We start from the raw sequence: 14899 nt of genomic DNA on the forward strand, positions 1-14899 counted from the left end.
ACCGCCGCAGAAAGGATCTTCACCAGCAATGGCCGACGAGAACACCCCCAGCACTCCTGAAGAGGGCGCGGGCGAGATCGCGATGCGGATCGAGCCTGTCGGGCTCGAGACGGAGATGCAGCGCTCCTACCTCGACTACGCGATGTCCGTCATCGTGTCCCGCGCCCTGCCCGACGTGCGCGACGGCCTCAAGCCCGTGCACCGGCGCGTCCTGTACGCGATGTACGACGGCGGCTACCGGCCCGAGAAGGGCTTCTACAAGTGCGCCCGCGTCGTCGGCGACGTCATGGGCAACTACCACCCGCACGGCGACTCCTCGATCTACGACGCCCTGGTCCGGCTGGCCCAGCCGTGGTCGATGCGCATGCCGCTGGTCGACTCCAACGGAAACTTCGGCTCCCCGGGCAACGACCCGGCGGCCGCCATGCGCTACACCGAGTGCAAGATGGCGCCGCTGTCCATGGAGATGGTCCGGGACATCGACGAGGAGACCGTCGACTTCACGGACAACTACGACGGCCGCTCCCAGGAGCCGACCGTCCTGCCGGCCCGCTTCCCGAACCTGCTGATCAACGGCTCCGCCGGCATCGCGGTCGGCATGGCGACCAACATCCCGCCGCACAACCTGCGCGAGGTCGCCGCCGGTGCCCAGTGGTGCCTGGAGAACCCGGAGGCCTCGCACGAGGAGCTCCTGGACGCCCTCATCGAGCGCATCAAGGGCCCGGACTTCCCGACCGGCGCCCTCGTGGTGGGCCGCAAGGGCATCGAGGAGGCGTACCGCACCGGTCGCGGCTCCATCACGATGCGCGCGGTCGTCGCGGTCGAGGAGATCCAGAACCGCCAGTGCCTGGTGGTCACCGAGCTGCCCTACCAGGTCAACCCGGACAACCTCGCCCAGAAGATCGCCGACCTCGTCAAGGACGGCAAGGTCGGCGGCATCGCGGACGTCCGCGACGAGACCAGCTCCCGTACGGGCCAGCGCCTCGTCATCGTCCTCAAGCGGGACGCGGTCGCCAAGGTCGTCCTGAACAACCTGTACAAGCACACCGACCTGCAGACGAACTTCGGCGCCAACATGCTGGCGCTCGTCGACGGCGTGCCGCGCACCCTCTCCCTGGACGCGTTCATCCGCCACTGGGTGACGCACCAGATCGAGGTCATCGTCCGCCGGACGAAGTTCCGGCTGCGCAAGGCCGAGGAGCGCGCCCACATCCTGCGCGGCCTCCTGAAGGCCCTGGACGCCATCGACGAGGTCATCGCCCTCATCCGGCGCAGCGAGACCGTGGACGTGGCGCGAGCGGGCCTCATGGGCCTCCTGGAGATCGACGAGATCCAGGCCAACGCGATCCTCGAGATGCAGCTGCGCCGCCTGGCCGCCCTGGAGCGCCAGAAGATCGTCCAGGAGCACGACGAGCTCCAGGCGAAGATCAACGAGTACAACGCGATCCTCGCCTCGCCCGAGCGCCAGCGGCAGATCATCAGCGAGGAGCTGCAGCAGATCGTCGACAAGTTCGGCGACGACCGCCGCACCAAGCTGGTGCCCTTCGAGGGCGACATGTCCATCGAGGACCTGATCGCCGAAGAGGACATCGTCGTCACCATCACGCGCGGTGGTTACGTCAAGCGCACCAAGACCGACGACTACCGCTCCCAGAAGCGCGGCGGCAAGGGCGTGCGCGGCACGAAGCTCAAGGAAGACGACATCGTCGACCACTTCTTCGTGTCCACGACGCACCACTGGCTGCTCTTCTTCACCAACAAGGGGCGCGTCTACCGCGCGAAGGCGTACGAGCTGCCCGACGCCGGGCGCGACGCACGCGGCCAGCACGTGGCGAACCTGCTGGCGTTCCAGCCGGACGAGGCGATCGCCGAGATCCTCGCGATCCGCGACTACGACGCGACGCCGTACCTGGTCCTGGCCACCAAGGCCGGCCTCGTCAAGAAGACGCCGCTGAAGGACTACGACTCGCCGCGCTCGGGCGGCGTCATCGCGATCAACCTGCGCGAGGCCGCCGACGGATCGGACGACGAGCTGATCGGCGCCGAGCTGGTCTCGGCCGAGGACGACCTGCTGCTCATCAGCAAGAAGGCGCAGTCCATCAGGTTCACCGCGACGGACGACGCACTGCGCCCGATGGGCCGCGCCACCTCGGGCGTGAAGGGCATGAGTTTCCGCGAGGGCGACGAACTGCTCTCGATGAATGTCGTCAGGCCGGGTACGTTCGTCTTCACCGCCACCGACGGTGGGTACGCGAAGCGGACGAATGTCGACGAGTACCGCGTCCAGGGTCGCGGCGGCCTGGGTATCAAGGCCGCCAAGATCGTCGAGGACCGTGGTTCCCTCGTGGGCGCCCTGGTGGTCGAGGAGACCGACGAGATCCTCGCCATCACCCTGTCCGGCGGTGTGATTCGTACGCGAGTCAACGAGGTCAGGGAGACGGGCCGTGACACCATGGGCGTCCAGCTGATCAACCTGGGCAAGCGCGATGCCGTCGTCGGCATCGCTCGTAATGCCGAGGCCGGTCGCGAGGCCGAGGAAGTCGACGGCGACATCCCGCAGGACGCGGACGATGTCGTGAGCGACGAATCGACCCCGGACGAGACGGCCTCCGGAACGGACGAGGGCGGGCAGTCCTCGGCCGAGTAGCGCGAGGAGTGAGTCATCGTGAGCGGAGCCACGGGCGCGGGCTCTACCGGGACATCCACCGGTACGGAAACCGAGGGCGGCCGTGGCTCCGCTCATGACTCGAAAGACTCGCACGAGTCTCATGGATCCCAGGGGGGAACTGTGACGGACACCCGAGGTCCGCAGACCCAGCAGTACGGGGCCGGTGGCGGTGCCCTGCCCGGGGAGCGCCAGCAGCCCCAGCAGCCGGCGCAGCCGTACCACCCGCCGCAGGCGTACCAGAACGCGCCGCAGGGCGCCCAGCAGGGCACACAGCAGGGCGGCGTCCGCCGCCCGCGCACCGGTGCCCGTACGACGCCACGCACGCGTAAGGCGCGCCTCCGTGTCGCCAAGGCGGACCCGTGGTCCGTGATGAAGGTCAGCTTCCTGCTGTCCATCGCGCTGGGCATCTGCACGATCATCGCGGCCGCGGTGCTGTGGATGGTCATGGACGCCATGGGCGTCTTCTCCACGGTCGGTGGGACGATCTCCGAGGCGACGGGCTCGAACGAGTCCAACGGCTTCGACCTGCAGTCGTTCCTGTCGCTGCCGCGCGTCCTGATGTTCACGACCGTCATCGCGGTCATCGACGTCGTCCTGGCGACGGCCCTCGCGACGCTCGGCGCGTTCATCTACAACCTCTCCGCCGGCTTCGTCGGCGGTGTCGAGCTCACGCTCGCCGAGGACGAGTAGGGCGAGGGAACGCGGCTCACGCGTCCGCGTAGCCGCTGGTGGGCGGGCCAGAACTATCGATTTTGGGACTGGCCCTCCTGTGCGCTAATCTTCAGGAGTCAGCGCGCGGGACACACACCGCAGAGCGCGGCGGGGCTATAGCTCAGTTGGTTAGAGCGCATCCCTGATAAGGATGAGGCCACAGGTTCAAATCCTGTTAGCCCCACATACGAGGACCCTCAAGCGGAAACGCTTGGGGGTCTTTTGCTGTGCGGGGTGGGGCGCGGTGCCGAGCAGTTCCGTGCCGCTGCCGGATGCTCTGGTGCCGGATGCCCTGGTGTGGGTGCCGGTGGGTGCCGGTGACGCGGCTGAGGCCGGGTGCCGGGCATGGCGAAAGGGCCCTCTCAGCCGGGTGGGATGGCTGGGGCCTCGTCTGTGCGGGTGGTGCTCTGCGGTTGTCGTGGTGCGGTCGTCCGTGGTGGTGCGCCGGACGCTGTGCCGGTCTGGGGAACGCCGAGTCAGCCGCTCTGGGGCGGCTTCGTTTCTGCTGTGAGGCCGTGGCGTCCTACGGCTTCGTGTGCTGTCCGGCCGGCCTGCTGTCGTCGGTCGTGACGCAGGTAGGGGGACGGTTGCGGTGGTCCTACTGGTCCTTCTGGGCTGTCAGGTACTTCTGAGCTGTCAGGTTCTGCTGGTCATGCGGGTACCGCGCGTCGCCAGGATCAGGCAGTGCCGGCCGCTCGCCCTGCTTCGGTACGTCGCGTCTCGTGCCGTCGGGCACTTGGCGCGTCTCACCGGGCTACCGGGCCAACTGGGCTATCGGTCTGTCTGGCTACGGGGACTGCTCGTGCTCTCGTGGTCGTGCTCTCGTGCTCGTGCTGCGCGTCTCACTCTTGATGCGCGCGCCGTTCTGTCACCACAGGTGGTGCAGTCACTGCTGGTTCTCGTGCTGGTTCTCGTGCTGGTCCTGCTCCGTGTCCGCCGTTCCGCGCGGGCGGGGTGCAGTTCCTGGAGGTGCTCGGTCCCTGCGAGGGGTTCCGTCACGGCGCTGGTGTCAGCTCCGGTGTTGTCAGTTCCGCTTCTGCGTCGCGCTGATCGATGTCGGCCGGCGGGCGGTGGCGGCAGCTGGGGGAGGAACCGTGGGCCTCGGCACGGATGCGCTGCTTCATGGTCGGCGGCAGGGACCGTTTGAAGGCCCAGTAGGGGGCGGCCGCAGGGGCGGGAGCAGGCTCGGCCTGTGCGGCCGGCGCCTGCGCCTCCTCCGACTGCTGGACGGGAGTGGCCGCGGCGGCCGGGGCGACGAGTCCGAGCGCCGAGAAGAGCGCGATGAAGGCTGAGATGACGATGGTCCACAACGTCATGACCTTGTGCTTGGTCATGGCCCCTCACTTTCGGGTTGGGCGATTTGCGTACTTTCCCAATGATGTGTACGCAGCCCTTTGAGTGCGGGAGCGACGCCCGTGGCGCGTCGATCTTCAGATGAACACCACTCGGATGGCCGCAAGAGCCCCGATAAAGCCCAGAATGAGGCGTTTTTCCCGCCCTGTGCTGATCGGTGGTCGAACGGTGGGCGATCCGTGGACGCGCAGGGTCCGGATCTACTGCTGTGACCAGGGCGGGAGTTGATCCTCATCCAGGTCACCGATCGGTATCGGCCGGTGTGTATAGTCGGGCGCCAGAGGTCCCCTACGTCAAGGAAAGACGAGGTCGCGCGGTGAAGAAGCTTCTCCTGGTCGCACTGGCCGCCATCGGCGGGCTCCTCGTGTACCGCCAGATCCAGGCGGATCGCGCCGAGCAGGATCTGTGGACGGAGGCGACTGACTCCGTGCCCACGGGTTCGTGAGTTTCGACAGCAGACTCCTCACAGGCCCCGGTCGCTCGAGCGACCGGGGCTTCGTGTTGCCCGTAGGGACCTCGCTCGTGTTGCGGACCGGGACCGGCGACGGTATTCACGGATGCGACGCCTCTCCTTGCGTCAGCAAAGGCTCCGGCGTGTGGCGGGATTGCTCCGCTGGGCGGACAGTGCGCGGGCGGGAACGGCAGGATGACCCCCCATGAGGGGACGCATGAGGCGGTGGGGGCGTTCGGGACGGCCGTGGCGGGATCGGCCTTGGCTGGATCGGCCGGAGCGGAGTCGGCCGGAGCGGGATCGGCTGGAGCGGAATCGTGGTGCCCGGGAGCGCCGGTGGACTACGGCGACGGTGTTCGTACTCGGGGCCGGAGCCGCCTGCACCGTGTTGATGCTGCCGGGCACGGGGGCCGCGGCTTCCCGGGGGGACGATCCGTATGCGTACGCCCAGGACGCCGGAAAGATCGGCGCGGCCGCGCATCGGTCCGGCGCCGAGCGCCTGACGGTCGGTGAGACGTATCGCAGCACCCTCGGCGCGGGAGCGGACGCCGTCGCCTACTACCGCGTCGCGCTGGACGGAGCAGCGGATGCCTACGCCTCGGTCGTCGCCGTTCCTCCGCTCGGCTCGGCGGTGAAAGGGGCGGCCGGGGACGGCATCACCGTATCCCTGCAGGACAGCAGGGGAGACAGCTGTGACGTGGCGAGCGCCGGGTTCCGGTCGGGCGAGTATCCGCGGCCGATCGCCGCTGTCGCCGGTCGGTCGGTACGGCCGGGCGCGCCGCGCTGTCAGGAGGCCGGCACGTACTACGTCGTCGTGCGGCGGAAGGGGGATGCCGGCGAGGCCTCGGCGCGGGGTGCGTGGGGGCTCGAACTGGGCGTCTCCACCGAGCCGGGGCTCGTGACGCCCGGCACCGGCAAGGGACCGACGGCGTGGCCGTCCGCGGAGGTGCGGCCGCCGACGGGCGAGGGCCGCAGCCGTCCCGGCGGGACCGGGTTCAACGATGCGAGGGCGCTGACCGAAGGCGTGTGGACGGACCGGATCGCCCCCGGGGAGAGCCACTTCTTCCGGGTGCCCGTGGACTGGGGGCAGCGTCTCTCGGCCACGGCGGAGCTGGACGGTCCGTCGGGTCCGTCGGGTCCGTCCGCTCCGAAGGGGGCACGGAGTTCGCCGGGTGCGGCGGGTGGCTCGCCGGGCAAGGCTGTCGTGGCCGACGCGCTGCATGTGGAGCTCTTCAATCCGGCCCGGGCGCCGGTCGCTGCGCGGCAGGCGACGTACGCGGGTGAACCGGTGTCGGCCGTCTTCGACCCGCTGCCACCCGTCGCGTACGAGAACCGGCGGCTGGCGAGCGACGACCAGGCGGCCATGCGACTCGCGGGTTGGTACTACCTCGAGGTCACGCTCGACCCGGCCATGGCATCGAAGTTCGGGGGCGGGGCGGCTGACGTGACGCTCCGCGTGGGTGTCGAGGGGCAGACCGGGCAAGCGGGGCAGACGCCCGACTACGTACGTGATCCGGGGGAGTTCCAGGTCACCGCCGAGGACCGGGCGGCGGCGCGGCGCGGGGACGGCGGGGCCGAATGGGATGCCTACCGGGGCGCGACGGCGGAGCCCGAACGGTCGGACTCCGCGACCGACGCCCCCACGACGGCTGCCGCCGGGGCCGCAGCCGGGAGCGGGAGCGGGCCGGGGGGTGATGGCTCGGCCGGGGCGGCGGGGCGCAGTACGGCGATGAGGGTGTTCGGGGTCGCCGGTCTGGTGACGGGATCCGTGCTGGTCGTCTGGATGATGCTGTGGCGGGTCGTCGCGGTCCGGAGGTTCCGCAGGCTCCGGAAGCGGGAGCCGGTGTCGGGCCGCGGAAGCGGCCATGGGCCGGGTCGCGGGGCGCGGCCGGGGCCGGTGCCGGTGACCGGGACGGGGCCGGAGCGGGAGGCAGCTCGAGACCGAGGGCACGCCCCCGTCCAGGGGCAGGGGCAGGGATAGCGGCAGCAGGGGTGGGGGCAGGGGCGGGCTGAGCGGGCGCGGCCCCGGTGAGCCCGTGCTGCACCGTGTCGAGCCCGCACCGATCCGGGGATGCGCCGATACCGATACCGCTCCCGGGTTGGCCCGGAGGCCTTACGCAGCGCTGGTCGCGCTCGGGATGCGGCGGTCACGCCTGAGTCAGCGCCCAGATCCCTACGGCGAAGCACAGCGCCGCGACGAGGAGTACGGGGACGGCGACGGCCGCGGGCGGGCCGGGCCTGCGAGGTCCGTGGCCGTTCCGCCGCCGCGATGTCCTCTCACGGCGCGACATGTTCTCTGACTGAACCTCTGACTGTGGAACCTCTCGGACGCGAGCGGTGTACAGAGAGTGACGGCCTTCTTCGTCCGGGACCAGCCCGGTCGCCGCGGGGGCCGAGCGAGAGGAGCGGTCATGGACGGGCTCGGAGTGTGGCGCAGGGGGTTCGACGGAGGGATGAGCTCCCGGTGGGACGAGCGGTTGGGGATGCGGTGGCAGGCCCTGCTCGGCGGACGGTCCGACAGGCGGCTCGCCGAACGGGCCCAGAGAAGGCCCGCCCGCCGAACCGCCGTTCGCTTCGGCGGCAGGCTCAACGACCGGCTCGGCGGCCGCCTGAGCGTGCCGCTCACCGGACGAGCCGGGAGCCGTCCGTCCGGGAGCCGCTGGTCCGGGAGTCGCCGGTCCAGGAACTGCTGGCCGGGGAGCCGCTGGTCCGGGAGTCTCTGGCGCGTGGGGCTGGGCCAGGTCTCGGGTAGGCGTTCCGACGGTCGGGGAACGGACCGGCATCGGCGGGACCGGGGGCGGTGGTGGGAGTGGTTCATCGAGCGGTACAGGCGGCGGCAGTGGGAAGCTGCCCGTCTCCGACATCCGGGAGTCGCCGGGCTCCGGGCTGTGCTCCGGTACAGGCGGCAGTTCCGGCGCGACATCCCCGACGACCGGGGGACAGGAGGGCTTCGACGGCGTGGCGGGTGCCTCGGCGTCCGAGATCCCAGCACTGCTGTCCGTACCCGACGACGGGGTGAGCGGGGCCCGTTCGGGGGCGCCGGCCGACACGGAGGGGCGAGGACCTGGCAGGTCGTCGGTCGGCCGGGGCGGCACCGAGCCCGCGGCGGCGTTCAGGGGCCGGGCCCGGCGCCCCCGCACGGCTGGGCCCTCGGGGCTGAACCCCGAGGGGAGCGGCCCGAGTTGGTCGAAGACCTCGATCAGTTCGTCGTCGGGGCCCGGCTCGGGCAGCAGCTCGGCGGCCGAGAGCAGGGCCTTGCGCGCCCCCGTCGCCGTGCGGAAGCGCGCCTCGGGATCGGGCTGAAGGAGTGCTGCGAGGACGCCCCACAGCGGGCCGGGCACCCCGCGCGGAGCGCCCGGGGTGCCGTGCTCGGCGAAGTGCTCGATCAGGGCCTGGGCGTCGGGCTTGGCTCCTTCGAGGAGATAGAGGGCGACGAGACCCACGGCGAAGAGGTCGGCGGGGAAGTCCGGCTCGGCACCCAGGGCCTGTTCGGGGGCGAACCAGCCGGGCGTTCCGACCACGTAGTCGGCCTCGGTCAGCCGCGGCTCGCCCTTGCGCATCGCTATGCCGAAGTCCGACAGGCGCAGATGCGGAAGGCCGGTGCCGCTGGCCTCCAGGAGCACGTTCGCGGGCTTGATGTCGCGGTGGACGACGCCCTCGGCGTGCACCGCGGTGACGCCGGACAGGAGTTGGTCGAGGAGCACGCAGACGAACTGCGGGGGCAGCGGACCGTAGTCGGCGACGAGGTGGACCAGCGAGCCGCCCGCGACGAGATCCATGGTGAACAGGACCTTGTCGTCGTCCGCCGCCCAGCTCGCGGGCGCCAGGACGTGCGGATGGTCGATGCGCAGCGCCTGTTCGCGCACGAAGCGCAGCAGGGTGTGCGCGTCGCTCTGCTGCAGGACCTTGGCCGCGACGTAGCGCCGGCGCCGGTGGTCCCAGGCACGCCAGACGGCGCCCACTCCCCCGCGGCCGATCGGGTCGGCCAGTTCGTACCGGCCGGCGAAGACCTCACCCATGGTCGTGCGTCGCTCCCCTCCCGGGGCCGTGCCCTGCACGGGCCCTCCGGACGTCACGTCAGGTCCCCCGACCTGCCTTCCGGTCTGCACTCCAGCCGATCTCCCCGGCCTCCCCGGCAGTGCCGAGTTGTCTGGCTATGCCGACAGCTCCAGCCGTGTCCCCACAGCTCCAGCCGTCCCCACAGCTCCAGCCGTGTCCCGACAGCTCCAGCCCTCCCGGCTGGTCCAGGGGTCCCCCTGCCCGGTCCCTGCCCCGTTCACCCGACCGCTGGTCCAGCTTGTGTCGGTCGGGACAGTGGCGGCCGGGACGGTCCGGGCCCGTCGGTCAGGACGGTGTCGGTCGGGACGATGCGCGTCGGGACAGTGGCGGTCGGGACGGTGCGGGTCGGGACGGTCCGGGCTGGTCGGGACGGTCCGGGGCGCGCGCCGGGTCGGTGCCGTCCGCGGGCCGGGGGCGCTGTCGGCCGGGCCGTCAGTTCTGGTGCGACTGGTAGTGGGCGACCGCGTCGGCGGTGCGCCCGGCGCCGTACACCCGGAGGAACTCTGCCAGCTCCGGGTGGGTGGGGGCGAGGGTGTCCGCGGCGTCGATGATGTCGCCGGCGGCGGAGACGGAGCGCAGCAGCGACTGGATCTCGCGCACGACGCGCTTGACCGTGGGCGCACCCGAACTGGACGTGGACTGACCGGTGTTGGTGAGCACCGAACCCCCCTGGGACTTCTTGATCTCTTCCATGCGCTCGGTGGCCTCGACCGCGCTCGCGCTGCCGTCGGCGACCTGCCCCGCCAGGTCCTGGAGCAGCTGGACCCGCTGGACCACAGCGGGGTTACCGATCTTGGCGCGCTGACCGCTCATCAGCTGGGAGAGCATGGGGGCGGACAGTCCGAGCACACCCGCGAGGCGGGCCTGGTTCAGGCCGAGGTCTTCTATCAGCCGGCGGAAGAGCGCCCCCAGCGGCTCTCCGTACCAGTTGCGCTGGAGCTCCCGTGCTCTTGCGGTAGCTTCCTGCTGTGCGGCGTCCATTGCGTCTCCCCATCGCTTCCCCAAGTACGGTGCTTCGCTGCCGCGAAGCACGTGGGGCATCTTACGGAGAGTGGTTGCCTGCCGGGACCCCCAATCCTTTTGCGGTATCCGGGGGGTGACCCGGTACTCTGGTCAGCGATGCCCGCCCGGAGCGTGAGTCTTCCGGTGCGACGCATTGCTTTCGGGGCCTTAGCTCAGTTGGTAGAGCGCTGTCTTTGCATGGCAGATGTCAGGGGTTCGACTCCCCTAGGCTCCACACCACACACCCCCTCCCACCTGCGCGTGAGCGCGGTGAGAGGGGGTGTTTGCGTGCGGCGGGCGCCGGACCGGGCCGGCGCCTCGGCGGGGTGCCTCAGCGGGCGTCGTCCGGGCCGTCCTCGGCTTCGACCTCCGCCTCGGCCTCGGCCTGCTTGGCCTGGACGTCGGGGTCGAGGTGCTCGCGAGGGCTCCCGTCGACCGACGAGAGGGGAGCGCTGTCGGGGATCTCGGTGGCAGCGGGCGGCTCGACCAGCCAGTCCGGGTTGGCCTGCTTGTCCCACCACTTCCACGCGGCGAAGGCGCCACCCGCCAGGAGGCCGACGATGACGAGGCCCTTGACGGCCCTGCGTCCGCGGCAGCGCCGCTCGTTCTTGCGGGCCAGCGCGCGGATCTCGTCGGCCGACACCTGACCGCGCAGGGCGGCGAGGGCGGCGGCGCTGCGGGCGCCCGCCTCCTCGCGGACCGGCTGGGCGGCGGCGACGGCCTGCTCGAAACGGGGCTTCGAATAGGCGGCGGCCTGGTGGGCGGCGCGGCGGGTGCGGGCGGCGGCGTCCTGGGCGGCCAGGTCGACCTTCGGCGGCACATGGGAGCGTGCCTGCTCCAGGCGCGGGGCGAGACGGGCGTCGTACTGGACGCGCGCCTGCCGGGCAGCCTGCGAGAGGTGCGGGGCGAGCGCGACGCGGGCGTCGTGCGAGTACTGTGCGGCCCGGTCCCTGGCCGTCTCGGCGTAGGGCGCCACCACTTCCGCGGCGTGCAGGACGCTGTCCTTCGCCGAGCCGGTCGCGGCGCGCACGCTGTCGATGCGGGTCACGTGATCCTCCTCCTCGGTGGCGTACAGGTTTTTCACCTTTCCACCCTTTTTCGGATCATGCCTGCCGGACGCAGCAAAGAGGTGGCCGGACGCGGAAAGGGGCCTGCGGACGACGATGCCACGGATCGGGAGGGACGGCGCCCGGTCGGGGACGGCGGGATGCTTTTCCGCCGAGAACCCCCGCACAACCCTGACAGGTCGCCCGGGCGCCGCGCCGCCTGTGCCGTGCGAGGATCGGCGCAGGCACCAGATTCAACGGAAGGCAGACCGTGGCCGAGCAGCTTTATGCCACCCTCAGGACCAACCAGGGCGACATCGAGGTCCGGCTGCTGCCGAACCATGCACCGAAGACGGTGAAGAACTTCGTGGAGCTCGCGAAGGGCGAGCGCTCGTGGACGAATCCGGAGACGGGCGAGACCTCCTCGGACCCTCTCTACGACGGCACGATCTTTCACCGTGTGATCAGCGGCTTCATGATTCAGGGCGGCGATCCGCTGGGGAACGGGACGGGGGGCCCGGGGTACCAGTTCGACGACGAGTTCCACCCCGACCTGGCCTTCACCAAGCCGTATCTGCTCGCGATGGCCAACGCGGGCCCGGGGACGAACGGCTCGCAGTTCTTCATCACCGTCTCGCCGACCGCCTGGCTCACCCGCAAGCACACGATCTTCGGTGAGGTCGTCGACGAGGCCAGCCAGAAGGTCGTGGACACGATCGCCACGCTGCAGACCAACCCCCGCACCGATCGCCCGCTCCAGGACGTGGTGATCGAGTCCGTGGTGATCGAGTCCCGTTAGACCGGTGGACCGTTAGACCGGTGGACCGGTGGGCGACTCGGTCGGTGCCGCGGTGGGTGACCCGGTGGGTGGCCTGGTGAGCGACCTGGTTCGCGACTCATCGACCTGTTGGGCCGTTAGGTCGGGTAGGTCGTGAGGGAACCTTTTCGTCCTGCTCGTCCGTAAGGATGGGCAGGGCGGTGCGTGTCCGCGCGGCGCCGACGTACACGCGAGGGGACGGACCGATGGACCAGAACCCGGACGATCTGCCCGGCTGCTACCGCCACCCGGACCGGCCCACGGGCATCCGCTGCGCGCGGTGCGAGCGGCCGATCTGTCCGGAGTGCATGGTCAGCGCCTCGGTCGGGTTCCAGTGCCCGGAGTGTGTGCGCACCGGTTCGGGGACCGGGCACCGGGCCGGCGCGACGCAGCCGCGCACGCTGGCCGGGGGCACGGTCGCCGCGGACCCGCATCTGGTCACGAAGGCGCTCATCGCGATCTGCCTCGTGGTGTTCGTCGTGCAGCTGTCCGGCCAGTTCGGGGACCGTTTCACCGACCGCTTCCAGATGCTCGGGCTGGCCTGGGTGCCCGGCTTCAGTACGCTCCAGGGCGTCGCGGAGGGGCAGTGGTACCGGCTGCTGACGGCGATGTTCCTGCACGGGGGTTATGTCCACATCGCGTTCAACATGCTCAGCCTGTGGTTCGTCGGCGGTCCGCTCGAGGAGGCGCTCGGCCGGGCCAGGTATCTCGCGCTCTACGTCGTCTCCGGGCTGGCGGGCAGCGCCCTCAGCTATCTCCTGGCCGCGCAGAACCAGCCGTCGCTGGGGGCGTCCGGGGCGATCTTCGGCCTGTTCGGCGCGCTGGCGGTGCTCATGCGCCGGCGCAACTACGATCTGCGGCCGGTCATCGCCCTGCTGGTGATCAACCTGATCTTCACGTTCAACCCGGCGTTCAACATCGCCTGGCAGGCGCACATCGGCGGGCTGGTGGGCGGGCTCGCGGTCGGGTTCGGGATGATCCACGCGCCGCGCGAGCGCCGGGCGCTGGTGCAGTACGGCAGCTGTGCGCTGGTGCTGCTCGCCGTCGCCGTGACCGTGGTGGCCCGGACGGCGCAGCTCACTTGAGCCCGGTCGCCCACCGATGGTGACCGCCGTTGTCCACAGCGCGTGCCGGATCTTGTGCATGTCGTGCGGAACATCGACGCCCCCTGCCGCTGACCTGGGTTTTCCCAGGAAGGGCAAGGGGCGAACAGATGGTCGAGCGTAACCTCGCCAGTCACACCGGCGTCAATCCCGGACTGGTTATCCACAGATCGTCTGACCTTTTCCCCATGTGGAAAACCTGTGGATAACTCAGTGGAAGGCTTGGGCCGAAGCCTCTACTTCCATTGGGTGGAGACGGCGAAGCCGGCGGCGATGAAGCCGAAGCCGACCACGATGTTCCAGTTGCCGAAGGCCTCGATCGGCAGCGAGGTGTCGCTCACGTAGAAGACCACGATCCAGGCGAGGCCGATGAGGAACATCGCCAGCATGACCGGGGCCACCCAGCTGCGATTGGTCAGCTTGACGTTCGTCGCCTGCTTCGATGCGGGCGGCGGCGTGTAGTCGGCCTTCTTGCGGATACGTGACTTCGGCACGAGGGTCTCTCCTGTCGATGCGCTGCGTGGCCGCGCAGGGAACGTGGACGGGCTCCGGAGCAGCGTACAAGCGGAACGTCAACGGAATCTGAGTGCTCCCCCGGGCGTCCGTTAGCGTAGTCCTTCCGCGGCGTCGAAGGAGATAAGGGTACGTTGAGCAATTCTGCCGACCCCCGTAGTGATCCCGGTTCCGACCCCGAGACGGGTGCCGGCTCCGGCTCCCCGCGCGCCCGTTTCCGGCCGGTACGCCTGCTCACAGTGGGTGTTTTCGCCCTTGCCGGGCTCATTTTCTTCACCAGTTTCAATACGGCCAAGGGCACCAATATCCGCACGGATGCGTCCCTTCTGAAGCTCTCCGATCTCATTCAGGAGCGCAGCCGCAAGAACAAGGAACTGGGCGAGGGCAACAGCGCGGTCCGCGACGACGTCGAGCGGCTTGTGGAGCGCGACGACGGTTCAACCGCGGCCGAGGACAGGAAGCTGGACGCCCTCGAGAAGGAGTCCGGCACCATGAAGGTGAAGGGCGAGGCGGTCTCGGTCACCCTCGACGACGCCCCGCCGAACGCGACCGCCAAGCTCCCCGGCTACCCCGAGCCGCAGCCCAACGACCTCGTCATCCACCAGCAGGACCTCCAGGCCGTGGTGAACGCCCTGTGGAAGGGCGGCGCCAAGGGCATCAAGGTCATGGACCAGCGGCTGATCTCCACGTCCGCCGTGCGCTGCGTCGGCAACACCCTGATCCTCCAGGGCCGCGTCTACTCGCCCCCCTACAAGATCACCGCCGTCGGTGACCCGGAGAAGCTCCAGCAGGCCGTCGCGGCCTCCCCGCAGATCCAGAACTACATGCTCTACGTCAACGCGTACGGCCTCGGCTGGAAAGTCGAGGAGGACGGGACGGTGACTCTTCCCGGCTACTCGGGCACAGTGGATCTCCACTACGCGCAGCCCGTGCAGTAGCCGGGCGGCGCGCAGGAGCCGAACAGCCAAGACACCGGGGGGTGTCGGTGCGAGTCGTCGTCCGGACGTTCAGCGAGCTGTGCATCACCGTCGGTGCCGTGATCGTGCTCTTCGTCGCGTACGTCCTGTTCTGGACCGGTGTGAAGGCCGATCGCGCGATGGATCACCAGATCGACGACCTCCAGGACCAGTGGGCGAAGAGACCGGTCGCCGGTGCGTCCCCCGCCCCCGGCACGTC

The 14899-nt window shown here is 70.1% G+C and carries 12 protein-coding genes, 2 tRNA genes and 1 pseudogene; 10 read left to right on the forward strand and 5 right to left on the reverse strand.

Annotation, left to right across the window (positions count from 1 at the left end):
* The first annotated feature begins 28 nt into the window (after nucleotides 1-28).
* From gyrA to GTW43_RS17265, 3 genes are all read left to right on the forward strand, one after another.
* The gene (gene gyrA / locus GTW43_RS17255; RefSeq protein WP_161302915.1) at nucleotides 29-2647 is read left to right on the forward strand and encodes a DNA gyrase subunit A; all 2619 of its coding nucleotides are present in this window, start codon (nucleotides 29-31) and stop codon (nucleotides 2645-2647) included.
* Between the two features lie 18 nt (nucleotides 2648-2665).
* Nucleotides 2666-3358 (forward strand): DUF3566 domain-containing protein, encoded by a 693-nt coding sequence (locus tag GTW43_RS17260; protein WP_161302916.1) that lies wholly within the window; start codon nucleotides 2666-2668, stop codon nucleotides 3356-3358.
* A 131-nt stretch (nucleotides 3359-3489) separates the two neighbouring features.
* Nucleotides 3490-3563, forward strand: a tRNA-Ile gene (locus GTW43_RS17265).
* Between the two features lie 811 nt (nucleotides 3564-4374).
* Here the strand turns inward: GTW43_RS17265 and GTW43_RS17270 are convergent.
* Nucleotides 4375-4713, reverse strand: a complete 339-nt coding sequence (locus GTW43_RS17270; protein ID WP_161302917.1) for a DUF6344 domain-containing protein — start codon at nucleotides 4711-4713, stop codon at nucleotides 4375-4377.
* 335 nt (nucleotides 4714-5048) lie between these two features.
* Between GTW43_RS17270 and GTW43_RS38085 the strand changes: the two genes are divergently transcribed.
* Nucleotides 5049-5177 (forward strand): DLW-39 family protein, encoded by a 129-nt coding sequence (locus GTW43_RS38085; protein WP_003999697.1) that lies wholly within the window; start codon nucleotides 5049-5051, stop codon nucleotides 5175-5177.
* A gap of 358 nt (nucleotides 5178-5535) precedes the next feature.
* On the forward strand, nucleotides 5536-7164 hold the full coding sequence (locus GTW43_RS38500; RefSeq protein ID WP_161302919.1) for a hypothetical protein: 1629 nt from the start codon (nucleotides 5536-5538) through the stop codon (nucleotides 7162-7164).
* A gap of 166 nt (nucleotides 7165-7330) precedes the next feature.
* Here the strand turns inward: GTW43_RS38500 and GTW43_RS17285 are convergent, their stop codons facing one another.
* Together GTW43_RS17285 and GTW43_RS17290 are read right to left on the reverse strand one after the other, a co-directional pair.
* Nucleotides 7331-9202, reverse strand: a complete 1872-nt coding sequence (locus GTW43_RS17285) for a serine/threonine-protein kinase (protein ID WP_161302920.1) — start codon at nucleotides 9200-9202, stop codon at nucleotides 7331-7333.
* 472 nt (nucleotides 9203-9674) lie between these two features.
* On the reverse strand, nucleotides 9675-10223 hold the full coding sequence (locus GTW43_RS17290; protein WP_161302921.1) for a helix-turn-helix transcriptional regulator: 549 nt from the start codon (nucleotides 10221-10223) through the stop codon (nucleotides 9675-9677).
* Between the two features lie 183 nt (nucleotides 10224-10406).
* Here GTW43_RS17290 and GTW43_RS17295 point away from each other — a divergent pair.
* Nucleotides 10407-10479 (forward strand) — tRNA-Ala (locus GTW43_RS17295).
* A 96-nt stretch (nucleotides 10480-10575) separates the two neighbouring features.
* Here the strand turns inward: GTW43_RS17295 and GTW43_RS17300 are convergent.
* The gene (locus tag GTW43_RS17300) at nucleotides 10576-11292 is read right to left on the reverse strand and encodes a DUF5324 family protein (protein ID WP_161302922.1); all 717 of its coding nucleotides are present in this window, start codon (nucleotides 11290-11292) and stop codon (nucleotides 10576-10578) included.
* Nucleotides 11293-11561: 269 nt separating this feature from the next.
* Here GTW43_RS17300 and GTW43_RS17305 point away from each other — a divergent pair, with 269 nt between their 5' ends.
* Both GTW43_RS17305 and GTW43_RS17310 read left to right on the forward strand, forming a co-directional pair.
* Nucleotides 11562-12089 carry a peptidylprolyl isomerase gene (locus GTW43_RS17305; RefSeq protein WP_161302923.1) on the forward strand — a complete coding sequence of 176 codons (528 nt, stop codon included), beginning with the start codon at nucleotides 11562-11564 and terminating at the stop codon, nucleotides 12087-12089.
* 224 nt (nucleotides 12090-12313) lie between these two features.
* A complete protein-coding gene (locus GTW43_RS17310) occupies nucleotides 12314-13192 on the forward strand; it encodes a rhomboid family intramembrane serine protease (RefSeq protein WP_202501552.1) in 879 nt (292 codons plus the stop codon).
* 254 nt (nucleotides 13193-13446) lie between these two features.
* Here the strand turns inward: GTW43_RS17310 and crgA are convergent, their stop codons facing one another.
* Nucleotides 13447-13704, reverse strand: coding sequence for a cell division protein CrgA (crgA, locus tag GTW43_RS17315; protein WP_161302925.1), 258 nt, complete (start codon nucleotides 13702-13704; stop codon nucleotides 13447-13449).
* A gap of 153 nt (nucleotides 13705-13857) precedes the next feature.
* Here crgA and GTW43_RS17320 point away from each other — a divergent pair, with 153 nt between their 5' ends.
* Nucleotides 13858-14661, forward strand: a complete 804-nt coding sequence (locus GTW43_RS17320; RefSeq protein WP_161302926.1) for a DUF881 domain-containing protein — start codon at nucleotides 13858-13860, stop codon at nucleotides 14659-14661.
* Between the two features lie 41 nt (nucleotides 14662-14702).
* Nucleotides 14703-14899, forward strand: a pseudogene (locus GTW43_RS17325) (class E sortase); the annotation flags it as partial.

It is taken from the genome of Streptomyces sp. SID5785, from assembly GCF_009870065.1.
Classification (GTDB): domain Bacteria; phylum Actinomycetota; class Actinomycetes; order Streptomycetales; family Streptomycetaceae; genus Streptomyces.